Genomic DNA, 21,144 nt, shown 5'->3' with positions numbered 1-21,144 from the left:
CAAGGTGGTACCAACCACCAGAGAGGTCTGAATTGTCGGCAACGCTGAGCCTTGACCAGGCCCGGCGGATCGCGCTGGCAGCGCAGGGACTCCACAAAGGACGGCCCACCGGCCCCGTGACAGCACGGACGGTGGGCCGTACCTTTGCCCGTCTCCAGCTGGTCCAGATCGACTCCGTAAACGTCCTGGTCCGCAGCCACTTCCTGCCCTTCTATTCCCGCCTTGGCAACTATGACCGGGACATCCTGCAGCGCATGTCCGCCAGCCACCCGCGACGGATGTTCGAATACTGGGCACACGAAGCCAGCTACATCCGGCCGGAGCATTACCAGGACCTCCTTCTCTGGCAAAAGCGGGCCTGGGTGGGCGCGTCCCGGATGGACCCCGTGCTCCGGGACGATGTTGCTGCCAGTATCCTGGCGGTCCTCGCCCGCTCCCGGCCCATGACGGCATCTGAACTGACGGCACGGATTGGGCATGTCGAAGAGAAACAGGCGGACAACTGGGGATGGAACTGGAACGCGGTGAAACGAGTCCTTGAACACCTCTTCGAAGCGGGTCTGGTGTCGGCGGCCTCCCGGACCGGGCAGTTCGAACGCAGGTACACGCTGACCTCCAAGGTCCTCCCGGATGCGGCCGCCGCGGCAGGGGAGAAGGATCCCGAGGCTGCACTCCGGCGCCTGACCGACGCGGCCGCCCAGGCCCACGGAATCGGCACCATCCGCTGCTTCGCCGACTACTTCCGGACTCCGGTCAAGGCCACAGCCCTGGCTGTGGAGCACCTGGTGGAGCAAGGCAGGCTGGAACCCGTCACTGTGGCGGGCTGGAACCGGAAGATTTTCCGGCATGTCGATTCGCTGCTGCCGCGGCGTGCCACCGGCCGCGCGCTCTTGAGCCCGTTCGACTCCCTGGTCTTTGAGCGGCGGCGCCTTTCCGAGCTGTTCGGCTTCCATTACCGGATCGAGATCTACACCCCGGAACCCAACCGGCGCTTCGGCTATTACGTGCTGCCGTTCCTGCTGCGTGACAGGATCGTGGCACGGGTGGATTTGAAAGCGGACCGGGCCGCCGGCCGGTTGCTGGCGAGGGCCGCATTCGCCGAGCCCGACGCACCGGCGGATACCGCCGTCGAACTTGCCGCCGAGCTGAAGCTTATGGGCCAGTGGCTTGGCCTGCCGGATGTGGAAGTGGGGCCGGCAGGAGACCTCGCCGCCCGGCTGGCGCAGGAGCTGGCACGTCCGTAGGGAGTATCCGCTCTCAGGGAAAAGGGGCACCGGCGGCGTGTCTCTCCCGTAGACTGAACACGCCAGAATTCGGCGGCATCAGACTGGGAGCATCTTCACGTGGCATCACTTATCGAAAAAATTCTCCGCACGGGTGACAAGAAAACACTCCGGCAGTTGCGGAACTATGCCGATTCCATCAACGCCCTCGAAGACTCATTCAAGACCTTTACCGACGCCGAACTGCGCGAGGAGACGGACCGCCTCCGCGCCCGCCACCAGGACGGCGAGAGGCTCGACGACCTGCTTCCGGAGGCCTTCGCAGCAGTGCGTGAAGCGTCCTCCCGCACCTTGGGCATGCGCCACTTCGACGTCCAGCTGATGGGCGGCGCCGCCCTGCACCTGGGCAACATCGCTGAAATGAAGACCGGTGAAGGCAAGACCCTGGTGGCGACCGCTCCCGCCTACCTGAATGCCCTTACCGGCAAGGGCGTCCACGTGGTCACGGTCAACGACTACCTCGCCGAATACCAGTCCGAGCTCATGGGCCGTGTCTACCGCTTCCTGGGCCTGACCAGCGGTGTCATCCTTGCCAACCAGGATCCCGCCGTCCGCCGCCAGCAGTACGCCGCCGATATCACGTACGGGACCAACAACGAGTTTGGTTTCGACTACCTGCGCGACAACATGGCATGGGACCGGACCGAACTTGTCCAGCGCGGCCACAACTTCGCCATCGTCGATGAAGTGGACTCAATCCTCATCGATGAGGCACGCACCCCGTTGATCATCTCCGGACCTGCCCAGGGGGACACCAACCGCTGGTACAGCGAATTCGCCAAAGTGGTGCTCCGGCTGCAGCCCGAAAAGGACTACGAGGTCGACGAAAAGAAGCGCACGGTGGGCGTCCTGGAGAGCGGGATCGAAAAGGTGGAGGACTACCTCGGCATCTCCAACCTGTACGAGTCCGCCAACACCCCGCTGATCGGGTTCCTGAACAATGCCATCAAGGCCAAGGAACTCTTCAAGCGTGACAAGGACTACGTCATCCTGGACGGCGAAGTGCTGATCGTGGACGAGCACACCGGCCGCATCCTGGCCGGCCGCCGCTACAACGAAGGCATGCACCAGGCGATCGAGGCCAAGGAAGGCGTCGAGATCAAAGCCGAAAACCAGACCCTGGCCACCGTGACGCTGCAGAACTACTTCCGTATGTACGGCAAGCTTTCCGGCATGACCGGTACCGCTGAGACTGAGGCGGCCGAGTTCATGAGCACTTATAAGCTGGGCGTCGTGGCCATCCCCACCAACAGGGACATGCAGCGGATCGACCAGCCGGACCTCGTGTTCAAGAATGAGGTTGTAAAGTTCGACGCCGTGGTCCGCGATATCGCCGAGCGTCACGAAAAGGGCCAGCCCGTCCTGGTGGGCACCACCAGCGTGGAGAAGAGCGAGTACCTGTCCAAGCTGCTCGCCAAGGAGGGCATCCGCCACGAGGTCCTGAACGCCAAGAACCACGCCCGCGAAGCTGCCATCGTCGCCCAGGCAGGCCGGAAGGGTGCCGTCACTGTGGCCACGAACATGGCCGGCCGCGGTACTGACATCATGCTGGGCGGAAACGCCGAATTCACGGCCGTCGCCGAACTCGCCAAGCGCGGTCTGGATCCGGAGGAGAACTCCGAACAGTACGAAGCCGCATGGCCCGCAGCGCTTGAAGCCGCCAAGCAGTCGGTCAAGGACGAACACGAGGAAGTCCTGGACCTCGGCGGCCTGTACGTCCTGGGCACCGAACGCCACGAGTCGCGACGCATCGACAACCAGCTCCGCGGCCGTTCCGGCCGCCAGGGCGACCCGGGTGAATCCCGGTTCTACCTGTCGCTGACCGACGACCTCATGCGCCTCTTCAACTCCGGGGCGGCGGAACGGCTGATGAACAGCTCCGTGCCGGACGACGTTGCGCTGGAATCAAAGCTGGTATCCAGGGCCATCGCCTCTGCCCAGGGACAGGTCGAAGGCCGCAACGCCGAGCAGCGCAAGAACGTGCTGAAGTACGACGACGTCCTCAATCGCCAGCGCGAAGCCATCTACAGCGACCGCCGTCGGATCCTGGAAGGTGATGACCTGCACGAGAAGGTGCAGTACTTCATTGAGGACACCATCACTGCCTTGATCGACGCCGCCACCGCGGAAGGGAACGGCGACGACTGGGACTTCCACCAGCTGTGGACGAACCTGAAGACGCTCTATCCTGTCAGCGTTACTCCCGAAGACATCATCGAGGAGGCCGGTGGCAAGTCCAGGGTCACCGTGGAGCTGTTGAAGGAGGAGATCCTTTCCGACGCCCGCCTGGTGTACCAGGCCCGCGAGGAGGTCATCGGCTCTGAAAGCATGCGCGAGCTCGAGCGCCGCGTGGTCCTCTCCGTCATTGGCCGCAAGTGGCAGGAACACCTCTACGAGATGGATTACCTCAAGGAGGGCATCGGCCTGCGCGCCATGGCGCAGCGTGATCCGCTGGTGGAGTACCAGCGCGAAGGTTTCGCGATGTTCCAAAGCATGATGGAAGCCATCCGGGAGGAAAGCGTCGGCTTCCTGTACAACCTTGAGGTCGAGGTGACGCCGGCCCAGGATGTCGTCGTCCAGGACGCAGCCGGAGGACATACTGAGCACGTGGACCCGCAGGTGCATGCTGCCGGACTTGAGGCCCCCGAAAAGCCCGCGCAGTTGCAGTACACGGCTCCCAGCGAGACCGGCGGAACACAAACCCGGGTGGAAACCCGGGCAGGAAGTGGACGCTCCGGCAACCCTGCCAAGGCAGCTGCCCAGGACGCCGCCAAGCGCCCGGCGAAAAAGAAAAAGCGCTAGAACACAGCCGTAAATGCGCACAGGCGTTGATGGACAGGGCAGGGGCCGATGGGCCCCTGCCCTGTTTGCATGGTGCACCATGTGCTCTCGGGTGCGCACCAAATTAGCCAACGGCTTAGCCGATGACGAGTTCAACGATGCGCCAGACCTGCTTGCTGCGCTCAAGCCGGACGGCAACGGCACGAGCCCGTACGTCATCCACCACGACGGCACTTGCCTCATAAATTCCCTCGGCCACCTCGCACACCCGCACCGAGCGGACTGTGGAGTTTCGGTGGAGCCGGGCCAGGGCGGGATTACCCGTCCTGGTTAGCTCGCGCCTGATCAGCGCGGCCCGGTGCTGCAGCGATGCCAGGCACCGCGGATCCAGACGGCGCGCCAGCTGGTGTATGGGACGGATCCCTGCCAGGACCTCCATGGCGGCCTGAACCGTTCCGCGGGTGATGGACCTTACTTCCGCAGCTTCACTGACGGGCCTCAGGGACGATGGGTCCGCGGCGCGGGACCGGCCTGCGGTCACCGCCGTTGTTGACGCTGACGCGGTTTTCCCGAGTACCCTCCCGCCGTTTACGGTGTTGGCAGCCAGCCGCTGGGCGGTCTGGACAGGTGTCACTGCGGTCATGGTGTTCCCCTTGGTTCGAATAGCGGAGTAGCTGATGGTCTATTGGCTGGCCTGGCGCCGGCGCAGCACCGAAAGCGTCAGTGGCTATGGCGCCTGCGGCGCCTGGAGGATCTGTCCCGGAAGCAGGACATCCGGGCTCCCGCCGATCAGTCCGCGGTTCGCTGCGTACCACCGCGGCCATTCAAGGGCTATGTCCACATCCGATGCCTCCGGCCCCAGCTGGGCCGCCACGATGTCCCATAGTGTGTCGCCGGCAAGCACGGTTACCGGGCCCGCCCCGCCGCCCGTTGCCCCCGGATCCGGCATCGCGCCGGCGGCGGTCCTGGTTTCCGGTGCTGCGAGCAGGCCCGGCTCCACCACCGGGGAGGCCGGTTGCCATCCCGGGTTGGGCGTGGCGGAGGTGGGCTTCGCCGTCGTGGATTGCCATGCCGGCGACGCGGCTTGCCGGCCGGGTGGTGGCACCTCCGCTGGGCCTGGTTGGACAGAGAAATGCATGGCCGGGCCAGTGCCCTGGCGGGGTGTCGGAGCAACGTGCGCGGCTGCAGGATTGGCGTAAGCCGCCGAGGACTGTTCGTGCGTGGGTGTCCACTCCGGCCCCGGCGCGGTGGTGGCCGCATGTGCCGCGGCACCCGCTATCAGCTGCATCGAAAGGGCGGCAATCACAGCCCGCTGCATGAATGCAGGTGAGAGCCGGCGGGCGGTCGCGGCAGCCCGGTTCCGGCCCAGCCGCTCCAGCAGGACGGAGGCTCCAGCAGCCAGCATCGAAAATGCCCACCACAGCAAAAGTCCGAGGCCGGCTGCTGTTGCTGCCGCTGCCAGGAGGACCTCCACGGTCCACCCCTGCTGATGGGTAGCGGCATCCTGCCACTGCGCCAGCTGGCCCGCTCCCAGGATGCAGAGCACGATTCCAAGCGCGAGCAAGGCCAGCGCTATTGCGGCATCCGACCTTCTCGTCCTACCGGAGTGACCCATTTCAACCGCCTTGATGTCGTTTGATGCTGTTTGATGCTGTTTGACACAGTCTGAACCGCCTCTGCGCGTTTTGTCCAGACGTTGGAGTGAAATGAGGGGCGCGTTGACGGGCGGGGCTGGGGAACCTACGCTGGCGGGATGCGCTGGGATGCACTCTTCAACGACATGGAAAGCCAGCTCGCGGAGGCTGACCGGCTGGCGCTCGAGAGCGAGATCAGTGAGCGGACGCGGGCCGAGATGGTTGGCCTGCGGCTCGATGGCAGGCTGCGGGCGGCCGTTGGTTACAGGATCACCGTCCACCTTCTGTGCGGCGAATCGGCGCAAGGGGAGCTGACCCATGTTGGAGCTGATGCGCTGGTCCTGGATGAAGAACGGCACCAGGTGCTCATTCCCTATGCGGCCGCTGCCCGGTACGTGGGCCTGGGCAGGCATGTGCGCACGGAGGACTCCCCGGTCCGCCGTTCAATCGGACTTGCCCATTCCCTGCGTGCCCTTGCCCGGGATCGGACGGAGGTGACCGTGACGATTGGCGGGGGAATCGGAGCCGCGCGGGTGGAGGGCGTCATTGACCGGGTTGGCCGGGACTACATCGACCTTGCCGCGGTGATTCCGGGCGAGGCAAGGAGGGCCCAAAGCGTTGGCCAGGTGTCAGCGATACCTTTTACGGCGCTGGCGATGATCAGGTCCCATAAGGCCGGCGGAGCTTAGAGGCGTCACACTGACTTGGAGCGGGACTCCTGGATCATGCGGCTGGCCTCGGCATAGCGTTCCTCGATGTACTGCTCCAGCATCTTCTCCTCGACGCGCCACTGCCCGCGGCCGCCAACCTGGATAGCCTTCAGCTCCCCGCTGCGGACCAAGGCGTACGCGGCGGGGGAGTTGATCTGGAGTTGCTCGGCGACGTCTGCGAGCGTGAGGAACCTTGGCATACGCCCATTTTGCCATCACATGACGTTGTTTGTGCCCGTTTTCCACAGATAGCCGGTATTTAGGCAAATGACTTTTGTTCCAGCTCGCTGGCGGTAACAATGAGGAGTCCGGCCAGAGCGGGCAGGTCCGGTGTACCTAGGGGGAGAACGGCATGGTTCCTGATTCAAGCGCCACGGCGCCACGGCTGAAGCGCCCGTCCTGGAAGGACCCGCGGTTGCTGGTGGGCATCCTTCTGGTCCTGGTCTCCGTCGCCGGGGTTACTTTCCTGGTCGGCAGCGCAGACCGCACCACCGAGGTCTTCGCGGCGCGGGACGGCATTGCCGTGGGTGAGCGCCTGACAGCGGAGAACGTGGTTCGCGCGAAGGTCCGCCTGGGCGACACGGAGCAGCACTACATCACCGTGGAGGACGGCCTGCCCCAGGACGTCGTCGCCGTGCAGCGGATCGCCAAGGACCAGCTGGTTCCCAGGTCAAGTCTTGGGGAGGTGGACCGGTTGGACCGTAAGCCGGTGGCGCTCAACATCGCGCAGACTTTGCCGTCCCAAGCGGTTGCTGGTGCGAGGGTGGACGTCTGGGTGGCGCAGCCGGATGCAAAGAACGGGTTCAGCGAGCCGAAACTCATCCTTCCCGGAGCTGAAATCGCTGAGGTCACCACCGGGTCCACTGCCCTCGGATCGTCAAAGACCACCGTGCTGATGGTCCTGGTGGAGGACAAACAGATGCCTGCGTTGCTGGGTGCCCAAGCCAACGACGCGAAGATATCCGTTGTGTGGAATCCGGGCGGGGCCCGATGAGTATCCCGGTTGTCACCGTTGGCCAAAGCCGGGAGGACCTGGTGGGCGGCCTCGAAAGGCTGCACGGTCCGGTGACAGTGGTTCGACGATGCACCGAACTTCCCGAGCTTCTCGCTGCCTGTCAAAGCGGTCTGGCAAGGGCGGCCGTAGTGGCTGAGGGGTCCGACGGATTAACTGCTTCCCTTGTTGACCGGCTTGGAGCTGTTGGGGTGGCGGTCATCGCGCTGACGGACAATGCCGAGGAGGCGGCCAGGCTCCGCAAAATTGGTGTCGCCTCGGCGCTGACGGGAGTGGAGTCAGCGGAGCTTTCGGACAGGATCGCCGATGCCGTTGCCCAGCTGACAGGTGCGGCCCGTCCCGCCATCCTGAGCGCGGGAGCTGACACCGGAGCTGCGCTGGCCATGGACCCCGTGCAGCCTGGACCTGATCCGGAGGGCGAACCGGCGGGCAGGCTCATCGTTGTCTGGGGTCCGGCCGGGGCGCCTGGCAGGACCACTGTGGCGGTGAACATCGCCGGCGAGATGGCTGCCGATGGCCGGGATGTCCTGCTGGTCGACGCGGACACCTACGGTGCAAGCGTCGCGGCGGTGCTGGGTCTCCTGGATGAGTCGGCCGGGCTTGCCCAGGCGTGCAGGCTTGCCGACCAGGGTTTGCTGGACCCGGACGCCCTCAGGAAGGTGGCCGCCACCGTCGCAACTGCATCCGGGACGTTCCGGGTGCTTACGGGAATAACCCGCGCGGACCGCTGGACCGAGCTGCGCGCCACTGCCCTGGCACTTGTTCTTGAACGGGCCCGGCAGATCGCGGACGTTGTGGTGGTGGATACCGGCTTTTGCCTCGAAGCCGATGAAGAGCTGAGCTTCGACACCATGGCGCCGCGGCGGAACGCCGCGACGCTGCGTCCCCTGGAACTGGCGGACGAGGTCTACGCCGTTGGTGCGGCTGATCCCGTGGGCGTACCCCGGATGGTCCGTGCGCTTGCCGAACTCGAAGGCGCTGTACCGCAGGCCTCACCCACTGTCGTCATGAACAAGGTGCGTTCCTCCTCCGTGGGCAGAGCCCCGGAGCGCCAGTTGCGGGATGCCTGGGAACGGTACGGTCCCGCGTCGGAACTCAAAGCGTTCCTGCCCTACGACCCCGGCGCCGCCGACGCAGCACTCCTTGCGGGGTCACTGCTGCTTGAAGCTTGCCCCGACTCCGCGCTTCGGCGTGCCATCCGTGAACTTGTTTGTGCACCAGCCCAGCGAAATGCCAAATCCTCTGTATTTTCTTCCACACCACGGCGAAGGGCAAAGGACTAGGCTCGCCATAAGAGCTGCAAAGGTGCGGCGAATATCTCTGATGGAGGCGTTGTCGATGTCGTCTGGATCCAGTGTGGAGGACCAGCCCCTCTCCATTGAAGGCCTTGAAGGCTTCATGGGGGACTACTACCAGCACCTGGCTGAGGAGGATGCCCGAAGCTACCCCCGGGACGTTCTGGAAGCCCGTGCCGAGGAACACCGCCGGGCAGCGTCCGTGCGGCAGCCCGGGCAGGCGAAGATATCGATCATTGATGAAGAGGACAGCAGCGTCGTCTTTGTGGTCACCGACGACATGCCGTTCCTGGTCGACTCCGTCAACGCCGAACTTGTCCGGCAGCACGCGGCCATCCGGCTCGTGGTCCACCCGCTTTTCGTAGCCACCAGGAACCGGGAAACGGGCGAACTGGTCAAGGTCAACAGGGTTCCGGCACATCTGGGCATTTCCAGCGGGGACACAGCGGCAATGCCCAACCTTTCCCACCTCATTGCGCAAGGTGAAAATGCCTCGCACATGGAGTCCTGGATCGCCGTCGAAGTCCACCGGGTTTCCGACGAAGCGAAGACTTCCCTGCTCGCGGGCCTGACCCGCGTCCTGAACGATGTCAGGGCCGCCGTCGAGGACTGGCCAAGGATGCGCCAAAAGGCGCTGGAGATCGCCGAAAGCCTGGACAAGGTGGCCAACTCTGCGCAGATTGCCGAATTGCGGCAGGCCAAGGACCTGCTGCGCTGGCTGGACGACGGAAACTTCACGTTCCTGGGCTACCGCGAATACGATCTGCTCAACGTCGACGGCGAAGACGTCCTGGAACTGCGCGAGGACAGCGGCCTCGGACTGCTGCGGGCAGCCGCGGACTCCCCGCACATCCAGCACCTCACCGATACCGGCCGTAAAAAGGCGCGGGAAAAGCGCGCCCTCGTCATCACCAAGGCCAACTCGCGGTCCACCGTGCACCGCTCGGCCTACCTGGACTACATCGGCATCAAAAGCTTCGACGCTGCGGGCAACGTCAACGGCGAGCGCCGCTTCATTGGCCTTTTTGCCACCAGCGCCTACGCCGGCTCCGTCCGCGACATCCCCATCGTCCGGGAAAAGGTGGATGCTGTCCTTCAGAACGCCGGCTTCCCGCCGGACTCGCACTCGGGCAAGGACCTGCTGGGAATCCTGGAAACCTACCCACGCGATGAGCTGTTCCAGATCGAAATCCCCGATTTGGCCGCAACTGCGCTTGGTATCCAGAAGCTGCAGGAACGGCGCCGTACCCGGCTGTTCCTGAGGCCCGACATCTACGGGCGTTTCATGTCCGCCGTCGTGTACCTGCCCCGGGACCGGTACACCACCAACGTCCGGCTTCGCATCGAACAGGAACTTCGGGAGACCTTCCAGGCAGTCTCGATCGACTACGAAGCCCGCATGACCGAATCGGCACTCGCGCGCCTGTTCTTCCGCATCCGGCTGCCCAAGGACGCCGACGTCAGCCATGTCAACAGTGACGAGCTGGAAAAGCGGCTGGTCCGGGCGGCAAGGTCCTGGAGCGAAGGCATCGCGGAGGTCCTGCGCGAGGGCCGGGACCCAGCCGAAGCCAAGGAACTGGCTGCCACCTGGGCCGAGGCGTTCCCTGCCAGCTACCGGGTGGACTATGAAGTAGAGGACGCCCTCGAAGACATCGCGCGGTTCGAAAAGTACGGGGCCGCCGCCGAACGGAACGCCGGGGCACGGCAGGACCGTCCCGGAGTCCACGTGTATCTTCCCGAAGGCGCCGGTGCAACACTGGAGGAAGACGCCCGGGTAAAGCTCTACATGCTGGAGCCCAAGAGCCTGAGCCAGATCCTGCCCTACTTCCACAACCTCGGCCTCGAGGTCCTGGACGAGCGGCCCTTTGAAATCGAAACAGCAGACCACCGGGACTTCTTCCTGTACGACCTGGGGCTGAAGTACCCGGCGGGAGTGGACCCCCTGTCCACGGGCGGGCTCCTTGCCGACTCCTTTGGCGCGGCCGTCACCGGTGCTGCGGAATCGGACAACTTTGACCGCCTGGTGTTGCGGGAAGGCCTGCAATGGCGGCAAATCACCGTGCTGCGCGCCTACGCCCGGTACATGCGCCAGATGGGCAACAGCAGTTCCTTCGGCTTTATGGCGGACACGCTTCTGGCCAACGCGGATGTGACCCGGGGGCTGAGCGCCCTCTTCGCGGCCCGCTTCGATCCCTCCATCAGCGATGGTGAACGCGCTGAGGCCCAGGCTTCGGTGCGGCAGGAACTGGCAGCGTCCATCGAAAAAGTCGCCACTCTCGATGCCGACCGCGTGCTGCGCACCTTCGTCAACCTGATCGAGGCCACCCTCCGCACCAACTTTTACCAGAACAAGCCGCACCTGAGCTTCAAGCTGGATCCCGCCCACATTGAGGGGCTGCCGTTCCCGCGGCCCATGTTCGAAATCTGGGTTTACTCCCCGCGCGTCGAGGGTGTGCACCTGCGGTTCGGCAAGGTTGCCCGCGGCGGGCTCCGCTGGTCCGACAGGCGGGAGGATTTCCGCACGGAAGTCCTGGGCCTGGTCAAAGCGCAGACGGTCAAGAACGCGGTCATCGTGCCCACGGGAGCCAAGGGCGGCTTCTTCGCGAAGCAGCTTCCGGATCCTGCAACCGACCGCGCGGCCTGGATGGCCGAAGGCGTCGAAAGCTACAAGACGTTCATCCGCGGGTTGCTGGACATTACTGACAACCTCCTTACCGAAGGCGACGGCGAACGGCTCGTGCCGCCGTCGAACGTTGTCCGGCATGACGACGACGACTCCTACCTTGTGGTCGCGGCGGACAAGGGTACGGCTACTTTCTCCGACATAGCCAACGGACTGTCCGCGGAGTACGGCTTCTGGCTGGGGGACGCATTCGCCTCCGGCGGTTCCGTGGGCTACGACCACAAGGCCATGGGCATCACGGCGCGGGGCGCCTGGGAATCGGTGAAGCGCCACTTCAGCGAGCTGGACCTGGATACCGAGACCGAACCTTTCACCGTGGTTGGCGTGGGGGACATGTCCGGCGACGTATTCGGCAACGGGATGCTGCTGTCCCGGCACATCCGCCTGCTGGCGGCATTTGACCACCGGCACATCTTCCTGGACCCCAACCCGGATGAGGCAGCCTCGTTCGCGGAGCGCCAGAGGCTGTTCGACCTGCCCCGGTCGTCCTGGGACGACTACGACAAGTCGCTGATCAGCGAAGGCGGCGGTGTCTTTGCCCGCCAGGCCAAGTCCATTCCCGTGTCGCCGCAGGTCCGGGCCGCGCTGGGGCTTCCGGCGGAAACCGCTGAGCTCAGCCCGCCGGAGCTCCTGCGCGCCATCCTGCTGGCGCCGGCTGACCTGCTCTACAACGGCGGAATCGGAACCTACGTCAAGGCGTCTTCCGAGTCGAACGCCTCCGTTGGCGATAAAGCAAACGATGCCATCCGGGTCAACGGCCGGGACCTGCGGGTCAAGGTAGTGGGTGAAGGCGGCAACCTGGGAATGACCCAGCGCGGCCGCATTGAAGCAGCGCTGCAGGGGGTCATCCTCAACACGGACGCCATCGACAACTCCGCCGGTGTGGACTGCTCCGACCATGAGGTCAACATCAAGATCTTCGTTGACCGGATGGTTGCCGCCGGCAAGCTGCCGGCGGCGGAGCGCGCAGACTTCCTGGCCTCCATGACCGATGAAGTGGGCCGCCTGGTTCTCGAAGACAACATCGACCAGAACATCCTGCTCCTGAACGACCGGACGCGCGTGGCGGAGTGGAGCCCAAGTTACGAGCGGCTCATGGACTGGCTGGAGAAGAGCGCCGACCTTAAGCGCGACCTTGAGGCGCTGCCCACGACGGAAACGCTGCGGGAACGGCTGCAGCAGGGTCAGGGACTGACGTCTCCGGAGCTCTCAGTACTGGCCGCCTATGCGAAGATCGAGCTGGCCTCGGCCCTGCGGGACAGCGACCTCGCTGATGACCTCTGGTTCCGTGACACCCTGCGGTCCTACTTCCCGCACCAGCTGCGTGAACGTTTCGACGCCGAACTGGACACGCATCCGCTGCGCCGCGAAATCATCGCCACGGTGGTGGCCAACGACATGATCAACCTTGGCGGCATCACGTTTGCCTTCCGGGTGATGGAGGAAACGTCCGCCAGCGAAGTTGCCGTGGCCAAGGCGTTTGTGGCGCTGCGCGAGGTGTATGAACTGGACGCGATGGTGGGGGAGCTGAACAGCCTGCCTGCCTCGTTCCCCACGGAGCACTGGAGCACAGTGCACCTGGACATCCGTCGGCTCCTGGACCGGGCAGTCCGCTGGCTGCTCAGCCAGGAAAGTGTTTCGCGCCCCATTGCCGAGGTGGTGGCAGAGTTCAAGCCGCTGATGGATCCCATGCGCGCCCGGCTGCTGGACTACCTCCGCGGCGACGACCGCGATCGTGTGGCGGCGTGGCTGGCGAAGGGCCGCGAGTGGGAACTCCCGGAAGGCCTTGCGCTGCGCTGGGCCGAGCTGTTCGAGAGCTTCGTGCTGCTGGACATCGCCAAGATCGCCCGCTCCCGGAAGGACCGTGTAGAGGAGATTGCGGCCGTTTACTACACCGTGTTCAACCGGTTCCACGCGGACTCGCTGCTTGAACGGATCAGCAGCCTTCCCCGGCAGGACCGGTGGCAGGCGCTGGCACGGGCAGCGTTGCGCGATGACCTGTACTCAACGGTGTCGGACATGACGACGGCGGTGCTGGACGCAACGTCCGCCACCGGGGCGCCGGACGCGCGGCTCAAGGACTGGGAGGCTCAGAATGCCGAGCAGCTGGGCCGGGCAAAGAGCATGTTCGATGAGGTGAACGCACTGGAGGCCGACGACATGGCCTCACTGTCGGTAGCATTGAGGCTCTTGAGGTCAATCGTCCGGCGCTAGGAAGCAGGCGCCGTAACTGGAGGTGCAGTGGCAATCTTTACGGACCCCATCAGGGAGCACGCTGATTTCGGGCCGGGCGATGCCGAATGGCTGCACCTCCTGGTGGGGGACTGGCAGATGGTTGCGGACCTTGCGTTCGCCGACCTGGCGCTGTGGTTCCCCCACCCGGAGCTTGGCTACATTGCCCTGGCCCACGTGCGTCCTTCCACCACGCACACGGCATTCCACAGTGACTTCGTGGGTGAGGGCATCCGCTCGGACCTGCAGCCGCTCGTGGACAAGGCATGGAACAGCAGGTCCATCGAGCGCTCCAGCGAGACGAACTGGAACAGTGAGATGGCCCTGCGGGTCGAGGCTGTCCCCATGGTGCGCAACGGGCGGACACTTGCGGTTGTTACCACCCACATGGACCTCTCCAGTTCACGGATGCCGTCCCGGCTTGAGTTGACGTACCGGCAGTGCGCCTACGATCTCCTGAGGATGGGCACCCTGGGCTTGTGGCCGGACTTTGCCTCGCCCACGGGCTCCCGGCGGGGCGCTCCCCGTGTGGGCGACGGGCTGATCAGGCTGGATGCCGACGGGGTGGTGCAGTACGCGAGCCCGAACGGAGTTTCAGCCTTCCGCCGGCTGGGCGACGGGGAGTCCCTGGAGGGGCGTTCGCTCGCCGAAGTCACCGCCGGCCTGCTCAAGGACCGCCGGCTGGTCGATGAGACCCTGCCGCTTGTAGTCACCGGCCGCATGCCCTGGCGCAGCGAGATTGAGTCCAGGGGAGTAAGCCTGTCGCTGCGTGCCATCCCGCTCCGGGATGAGCAGCAGCGGTTCGGCGCGCTGGTCCTCTGCCGCGACGTCTCAGAGCTGCGCCGCCGTGAAATGGAGCTGGTGACCAAGGACGCCACCATCCGCGAAATCCACCACCGGGTCAAGAACAATCTACAGACGGTGGCTGCCCTGCTGCGGATGCAGTCCCGGCGCATGGTGAGCGATGAAGCAAAGCAGGGCCTGGAGCAGGCCATGCGCCGCGTGGCCACCATCGCGTTGGTCCATGAGACGTTGTCGCAGGGGCTGACGCAGAGCGTCGATTTCGACGAACTGATCGGCCGCCAGTTCCGGCTGTCCGCGGAAGTGGCTTCCCCTTCACAGCAGGTCAGGACCGAACGCTCCGGCAGCTTCGGGGAGCTCCCCAGCGATCTCGCCACCCCGCTTGCCCTGGTGATCAACGAACTGGTGACCAATGCTGTGGAGCACGGCCTTGAGGGGAGGGCCGGCACCGTGTGGCTGGTTGCCGACCGGTCCGAAGCGGAGGACGGCGAAGAGCTGACCGTAACCATTGCCGATGACGGCGTGGGTCTTCCGCAGACCCCGCATGTGGAGGGCCTTGGCCTGCAGATTGTGCGGACGCTCGTCACGAGTGAGCTCGGCGGCACCATCACGTGGGAGCGCCGCGAGGGCGGCGGGACCGAGGTCAAGATCCGGCTCAGCCTGGCCGGGAAGTAGGAGGTGTGCTCCGGCCAGTGGTTTACCAGGCCGCGGGGTTGAACTGACAGAGGCCCCGTGACAATCCGGAATGGATGTGTCACGGGGCCTCTGTATGCCGGTTGCGTCGTCCTGTGCCGGCTTGCCGGCGCCGGGCTCCTAGGAGGCGCGGCGTGCGCGGGCGGCGCGCCGCTTCAGGGCGCGGCGCTCGTCTTCGCTCATGCCACCCCAGACTCCGGCGTCCTGGCCGGACTCAAGGGCCCACTGCAGGCAGGTGTCGACAACGGGGCACCGGCGGCAGACGCTCTTTGCTTCCTCGATCTGCAGGAGGGCCGGTCCTGTATTCCCGACGGGGAAGAACAGTTCCGGGTCCTTGTCGAGGCACGCTGCGCGGTTACGCCAATCCATGCTGATCAGTTGCTCCATTTCTGGGAAGTGCCTTTGTGAAATTATTCACTAGTGGCTACAAAGGAAAAGGGCCCTCTGGGCCCCCTTGGTCATCTGCATCAAGCCTGTCATGTTAACGCTGTGTAAACAAGGGGTAATAACGCCTGATATCCCATGAAACCTGAGCGATGCATCACAGTGGCGGCTCCGGCCCTCACCAGTGTCCGACTATGTCCGGTAGGGTGCCAGTGTGTCAAGACCCCCGGTAGACCCAGCAGGTACCCCATTCTCTTCCGACCAACCCGGCGGCGTCCCCGACCGCGGGACCAACGGGCGGCCGGACCCGGTGCCCGCAGCCGCCAAAGTCATTGCCGTGGTTGCGGCTGCCGAGGCCACAGCGCTCCTGGCGGCGGCAGGCTGGTATGCCTACGAGTTGTTCAGCGGCAGCCCGGTCCTGTCCTTCTGGGGTGCGGTCTTCACTTTGGGACTCCTGCTGGCTTTTTCGGCGTGGCTGTACGCAGTGGCAGTCTTCCTCTACCGGGGCTACCGGTGGACCAGGGCGGCCGCGCTGGTCGCCCAGCTATTCGTCCTCACCATCGGGGTGCCCACGATGACCAGCGGACTGGTCCTGGCCGGCCTGGCGATGCTGATCCCCGCCGTCACCGCCATTGTTCTCCTGTTTACCAACAAGGTTGTCAGCCATGCCTCCCGCACAGGGAGTGCACCGCCGGCCCTCTGAGGCTGGACCGTCCCCGATTCGTGGCTGACCCTGTGCGCTTCCTGGGCCGCGGGCCGGTCACCCACCTGCTCCAGCCCACGCCACCTGGAGGGGGACGGCGCGGCCGCCGGTGATGAGGGCAGCACGTCCCGGCGGGGGATTGGACTCGACGTCGAACCGTATCCCGAAAAGGTCGCCGTCAGCGATCGAACGCGGGCCTAGCAGTATCCCGACGCCGGATGACCTTGCATTCATGAGGAGCGGGACACGATGGAGAAGCGCAGGACTGTAACCAGCGGTTACCACCAGGGAATGGCCCAGGGCATGTAGTTGGCCCACGTCCCTCAGTGCCGAAGGGGCGAGCTGGTCGATGTCGTCAACCAGCAGCAGTGCCTCCCGCGGCAAAGAACCACTCCCCGCCTGCAGGAGCATATCTGCCCAAAAACGCTCCGCGTCCTGGGGCGGCCCTTCATGTGCGCACCACAGTTGGCCGGGGTTGAGTTCCTCCAACGCGCGCAGGGTATTGCTCTTGCCGCTTCCGGGGTTGCCAAGCACCGCAACTACCCCGCTGGCCGGAATGCGGAAGGACGCTGCGGCGAGCTCATCCCCGGCCACTCCGAGGAGGACATCCCGTTGCCTCACGGGGGTTGTGGGCCGCCCCGGCTGATGACCGACGGTGGCTGGTTCCCGGCCTGGCTGGGCGTCGGCTGATGGACCCAGCCGGAGTGCCGGTGCCGCCACTGCTGCCACCTCCATCACGGTGATGTGCCCGGGGAGGGGTTCCAGCCGGAATGGCCGCAGCGAGGCACCCGGATATCCCGCGCCGCTTTTGCCCAGGACACTCGGCGCCGGGCTCCGGTAGAACTGGCAGACAGCCGGACCGCCGTTGGAAACCGGGCCGAAGGCAACAGCCCTCCCTTCAATGGCGGGTACCGAGGGCATTCGCGGCCACATGGCACGGCCCTCCTCGGTGGAACCGGCCGGAAAATAGAATCGGTTGGGAACGGCGCCGAAGAACCTGGCAGTGACAAGCTCCCGCTCCCCGGAGAGCAGCAGCGTTATCCCTGCCTGGGCGCCGTCACGGACCAGGTCGTGGACCAGGTCCTCAGCCCATGCGAGCGGTCCCGCACGCAAAGCCGACACCCAGGACCCCCAGCCGGAGACGACGACAACAAGAGGCACCTTCCCGGAGGCTGGATGGCTCCGCCGCTGACCCAGCTCCCGGACAAGCCGCTCCAGAATCCGAACTCCACGCCGCAGATCATCCAGTCCGGCCAGTGCTCCCACCCGGCCGGCACTGGCCAGTGGGAGGAGAGCTCCCGTGGCGTCCAGTATGTAAAAGTGGGATTCACTGCCACGGGTCATCAATGTGTGGACAGCCAGCTCCAAGGCCGCCCCGGCACCGGACGCAGGGTTGCCGATAAATGCTGCGTGGCTGTGGCGGGCAGGACTCCACGCCAGGGCTTCCACCCGTTGCTGTTCGGGCACGTCCATGAGGCCGAGGCGGACTTCACCCGACAAGTTGACGGGTTCCAGCGGCCGCGAACCGGGAACGGCAGAGCAGGGGGACTGACCACCGGAGGCGGGTACTTCCAGATCCGCCGGCAGCGGAGGGGCGACGGGCCTCCTCGGCACCTGCTTCTCCTGCTGGGTGCAGAGGTTCCGCACCATGGCCGCCAAGGGTTCCACAGCCTCCGCCGGAGTTGGCACAGAGGCTGGCGCCTTACCGGGCCCGGCAACCTGGCCCGCCAGAAAGTCGATCGTCCGGTGGACAACCACGGGACATGAGTCACCTCCCGCCGCCACGGCCAGTGACGCACCCTGGAACTCTTCGGCGGCCTCCGTCCCACGGGCCAGGAACGCCCGGCCAGGTGCGTCCACACTGATGGCCGCAGCGCTCCTGCAATTGACCACATCAACCGACTCCATGTCGGATTGCACACGAAGGGCGATGCTGGACGTAACGTTCGCGCGGATGTCCGCTGTCAGCGCTCCCTGCGGCCTCTGCGTTGCCATGATCAGGTGGATCCCCAAGGAACGCCCGATGGACGCTATGCGCAGCAGCTCACGAAGCACCTCCGGCGCATCCTCCACCAGCATCCTGAACTCGTCGATGACAATGACCAAATGGGGGAGCACAAAGTCCTCCGCCGCCCTGGTGGAGCGGTACGCGGAAAGGTCCGGGACCCGGGCCGCAGCAAGGCATTGCTCCCGGAGTTGCAGTTCGGCGCGGAGCGAGGTCAGTGTCCGTTCCATTTCGGAGCTGGAAAGGTCGGTCTGCAGTCCCACACAGTGGACGAGGTCACTCAGCGGACCAAGCCCCGAACCGCCCTTGAAATCGATCAGGAAGAAGTTGACCCGCTCGGGCGGATAGCTGAGGGCGAGTGCGAGCGTAAGGCTGCGGAGCAGTTCCGATTTCCCGGAGCCTGTGGTGCCCGCCACCAGCAGGTGGGGCCCGTCGTGGTGCAGATCCACGGTCTTGGTTCCTGCCGCACCGAGGCCCAACGGTACGGCCAGCCCGTCCTTTTGCCCGCTGGAGCCCCAACGGTCGGCTGTGGCTGCAGGCGTCAACGGCAGGACCTCGCCGAGGCTGCAGGTGGCGGGAACGGATCCCGCTTCCATCGTGCCTTGCCGCGGAGCGCCTGCCATGCTCCGGCAGAAACCGCTGAAGACATCCTCCGGCACCAGATCGGGAACAAAGAAGGTCTCGCAAGAATCCTCGAGGAGGACAGACCTGCGCTCGGAAAGAAAGACGTCCGGTGTGGGCCATTCCCCCTCTTCCGGCCGGAAGTGGAGCACCTGCCATCCGTGTCGAATCGCTGTGTCCCGTATTGAGTTATCAGCTGCCCCTTCAGCGCTTTCCCCTCGAATCAGCAGGACGGCGCGCTCGCAGCCGTGCGGATGACCGCTGGTCACCACACTGAGGGCTGCGTGTGGTGTGGCAGTGAGAGTCACCCTGGGCAGATACCGGGCGGCGAGTGGCAGGCTTCCCGGCTTTCCATGAACCAGCACGTGAGTTGTGCCTGCGCGCGGATACCCGCCCAGTTGCATGAGTATGGACCGGATGGCGCCGTCAGTGGCGGACCGCGGACCGCCAATGGTGGTGAGTCCGCGGTCCGGGTCCAGGACCAGGGGGACCGCCCCTGCCGGTGGAACCGCGGGACCGGCGCCTGCCGGTTCAATCCGGACGTTGGCCGCCTGCTCTGCCTGGCCCAGCCGCAACCAGACGCCTTCGCCGGAGCCGGGACCGGACGTCTTCTTGCCCCGTGGTGCTGTCAAGGCGACGAGGGACAGGGGCGGTGCACTCCGCCGTCGTCGTTCCCTGTCTTCCTTCACCGCGGACTGCAGGGCAGCGGACAGGTTCCGTCTCTGCCGCCGTCCGCTGGCAGCAGGAACGAGGACGGCACATGCGGAAGCGGCGGAGAAGGCAAGGAACATCCACATCCCCGTGAGTACGGCCAGCAGCACCCCGGCTGCCAGTGGGAGAACCGCGGTGAGAACGAGTGCTGCCCGGTTTCCGGCGTCAACGCGGGCGGGTACGACAATGGGCTCCGTCACGGACTGGCCGGCGTCAGCAAGTGCCCGTCCTGGCGGGTCTGCAAAGATCAGCGACAGGGTCGATTGCCCACATCTGATGCTGGAATTGGTGGAGATGACCTTGGTCCGGATCCTTTCACCGTCAACATAGGTGCCGTTGGCACTGTCCAGGTCAATCAACAGGATGTCGGTGTCCGTGACCACAACCCGCGCGTGTTCACGCGACAACTCCGGGTCCGGGATGACTATCCGCGTTCCGCTTCGGCCAATGCTGTAACTGCCGCGCCGCAACGGAACGACCGTCCCCGCGGCGGCGCCGCTGTCGACTGCAAGAGCCAGGGGAGGCGCGGCTTCAGGGGACGGCCGGCGCCGCGGCCGCCGGGTTGACGGGACGGGGCCGCCGTCGACAAGGATCGCGGCCTCTATAAGCGGGGGTACTCCGAAGGCCACACATCGCAGGTCCTCGCCATCTACGGTGACGGTGCCCGTACGGAGCTTCCGGACCAGCTGCTCGTGGATCATCTCGCCTGGCGTGCCGGCCGGGGCGCTAATGGACAGTTCCACGGGCGGCTGGTCCTGTGATGATCCCGGGCCGCCAACCAGTGTGCAGTTGAGTGTCATCGCTTGGGATCCTTCGTGCATGTAGCCACACGCTAGCCACGGCACGCCGCGCCCGGCAGGCGTTTCACGGCCTATGTGGATAAACGTGTGGTTTCCGGCCTCCCCGGAAGGCGGCAGCCCGGTTAGGATCACTACACCCTGGACCGGGCCAGGCGGTCCGACAGCAGCGAAGGAGTCTCCTTTGAACACGATCGCTGACAGTGCTGACGTCGACGCCGGAGCCCGCATAGGCGCAGGCAGCAAGGTGTGGCACCTTGCCCAGATAAGGGAGGCAGCGCGCCTGGGGGAGAACTGCGTTGTCGGCCGCGGCGCCTACATTGGCCCTGGCGTGGTCCTGGGGGAGAACTGCAAGGTCCAGAACTACGCACTGGTGTACGAGCCGGCAGTTTTGGAGGCGGGAGTGTTCATCGGCCCGGCGGTGGTCCTGACCAACGACGTCTTTCCCCGTGCGGTGACACCGGAGGGCAGCCTGAAGACGGAGGATGACTGGGACAAAGTGGGCGTCACCATCCGGCAGGGAGCCGCCATCGGCGCCCGGGCCGTCTGCATAGCACCCGTGACGATCGGTGCGTGGGCCATGGTGGCGGCAGGCGCCGTCGTCACCAAGGACGTGCCGGACTTTGCCCTGATGGCGGGAGTCCCCGCGCGACGAATCGGATGGGTCGGGAAGGCGGGCAAGCCTCTCCTGCAGGAGGGCAGGCAGTGGATCTGTCCGGAAACGGGGGACGCCTACCTGGAGGGCGGCGGAGTGCTGCGCCCTGCCTGACAACAGCGTGTGCACCAGCTCACATCGGGC

Annotated in this window: 14 protein-coding genes; 9 read left to right on the top strand and 5 right to left on the bottom strand. The window is 65.4% G+C overall.

Features of this window, described 5'->3' with window-relative positions:
- The first annotated feature begins 32 nt into the window (after positions 1 to 32).
- Complete coding sequence (locus tag PUN51_RS00225; protein WP_275179528.1) at positions 33 to 1,244, top strand: winged helix-turn-helix domain-containing protein; 1,212 nt, start codon at positions 33 to 35, stop codon at positions 1,242 to 1,244.
- 99 nt (positions 1,245 to 1,343) lie between these two features.
- Entirely contained in the window at positions 1,344 to 4,085 is a 2,742-nt protein-coding gene (gene secA / locus PUN51_RS00220; protein ID WP_275179527.1) for a preprotein translocase subunit SecA, read from the top strand.
- Between the two features lie 115 nt (positions 4,086 to 4,200).
- Here the strand turns inward: secA and PUN51_RS00215 are convergent, their stop codons facing one another.
- Both PUN51_RS00215 and PUN51_RS00210 read right to left on the bottom strand, forming a co-directional pair.
- The gene (locus tag PUN51_RS00215) at positions 4,201 to 4,707 is read right to left on the bottom strand and encodes an Rv3235 family protein (protein WP_201302405.1); all 507 of its coding nucleotides are present in this window, start codon (positions 4,705 to 4,707) and stop codon (positions 4,201 to 4,203) included.
- A gap of 84 nt (positions 4,708 to 4,791) precedes the next feature.
- On the bottom strand, positions 4,792 to 5,628 hold the full coding sequence (locus PUN51_RS00210; protein WP_275179526.1) for a LysM peptidoglycan-binding domain-containing protein: 837 nt from the start codon (positions 5,626 to 5,628) through the stop codon (positions 4,792 to 4,794).
- A 189-nt stretch (positions 5,629 to 5,817) separates the two neighbouring features.
- Here PUN51_RS00210 and PUN51_RS00205 point away from each other — a divergent pair, with 189 nt between their 5' ends.
- A complete protein-coding gene (locus tag PUN51_RS00205; RefSeq protein WP_275179525.1) occupies positions 5,818 to 6,387 on the top strand; it encodes a hypothetical protein in 570 nt (189 codons plus the stop codon).
- Positions 6,388 to 6,392: 5 nt separating this feature from the next.
- On the opposite strand, the gene PUN51_RS00200 is transcribed toward PUN51_RS00205, so the two are convergent.
- A complete protein-coding gene (locus PUN51_RS00200; protein WP_018768505.1) occupies positions 6,393 to 6,608 on the bottom strand; it encodes a helix-turn-helix domain-containing protein in 216 nt (71 codons plus the stop codon).
- Positions 6,609 to 6,760: 152 nt separating this feature from the next.
- Between PUN51_RS00200 and PUN51_RS00195 the strand changes: the two genes are divergently transcribed.
- The 4 genes from PUN51_RS00195 to PUN51_RS00180 are packed head-to-tail and all read left to right on the top strand — an operon-like array spanning position 6,761 to position 15,106.
- On the top strand, positions 6,761 to 7,402 hold the full coding sequence (locus PUN51_RS00195) for a hypothetical protein (protein ID WP_275179524.1): 642 nt from the start codon (positions 6,761 to 6,763) through the stop codon (positions 7,400 to 7,402).
- A complete protein-coding gene (locus tag PUN51_RS00190) occupies positions 7,399 to 8,703 on the top strand; it encodes an AAA family ATPase (RefSeq protein ID WP_275179523.1) in 1,305 nt (434 codons plus the stop codon). Before PUN51_RS00195 ends, PUN51_RS00190 begins: the two co-directional genes overlap by 4 nt.
- Before the next feature lie 55 nt (positions 8,704 to 8,758).
- Entirely contained in the window at positions 8,759 to 13,612 is a 4,854-nt protein-coding gene (locus PUN51_RS00185; RefSeq protein ID WP_275179522.1) for an NAD-glutamate dehydrogenase, read from the top strand.
- Between the two features lie 27 nt (positions 13,613 to 13,639).
- Positions 13,640 to 15,106, top strand: coding sequence for a sensor histidine kinase (locus PUN51_RS00180; protein ID WP_159631565.1), 1,467 nt, complete (start codon positions 13,640 to 13,642; stop codon positions 15,104 to 15,106).
- 138 nt (positions 15,107 to 15,244) lie between these two features.
- Here PUN51_RS00180 and PUN51_RS00175 read toward each other — a convergent pair whose 3' ends face one another.
- Positions 15,245 to 15,493 carry a WhiB family transcriptional regulator gene (locus PUN51_RS00175; RefSeq protein WP_003804966.1) on the bottom strand — a complete coding sequence of 83 codons (249 nt, stop codon included), beginning with the start codon at positions 15,491 to 15,493 and terminating at the stop codon, positions 15,245 to 15,247.
- Positions 15,494 to 15,722: 229 nt separating this feature from the next.
- Between PUN51_RS00175 and PUN51_RS00170 the strand changes: the two genes are divergently transcribed.
- Complete coding sequence (locus PUN51_RS00170) at positions 15,723 to 16,211, top strand: hypothetical protein (RefSeq protein ID WP_374114900.1); 489 nt, start codon at positions 15,723 to 15,725, stop codon at positions 16,209 to 16,211.
- A 57-nt stretch (positions 16,212 to 16,268) separates the two neighbouring features.
- Here PUN51_RS00170 and PUN51_RS00165 read toward each other — a convergent pair whose 3' ends face one another.
- Positions 16,269 to 20,348 (bottom strand): FtsK/SpoIIIE domain-containing protein, encoded by a 4,080-nt coding sequence (locus tag PUN51_RS00165; protein ID WP_275179521.1) that lies wholly within the window; start codon positions 20,346 to 20,348, stop codon positions 16,269 to 16,271.
- 181 nt (positions 20,349 to 20,529) lie between these two features.
- Here PUN51_RS00165 and PUN51_RS00160 point away from each other — a divergent pair, with 181 nt between their 5' ends.
- The gene (locus tag PUN51_RS00160; RefSeq protein WP_275179520.1) at positions 20,530 to 21,114 is read left to right on the top strand and encodes an acyltransferase; all 585 of its coding nucleotides are present in this window, start codon (positions 20,530 to 20,532) and stop codon (positions 21,112 to 21,114) included.
- Positions 21,115 to 21,144: the final 30 nt, after the last annotated feature.

The sequence above is a fragment of the Arthrobacter sp. NQ4 genome, from assembly GCF_029077345.1.
Taxonomy (GTDB): Bacteria; Actinomycetota; Actinomycetes; order Actinomycetales; family Micrococcaceae; genus Arthrobacter.
The sequence above is the reverse complement of the archived record's forward strand: the minus strand, read 5'-3'. Positions and strand labels throughout refer to the sequence as shown.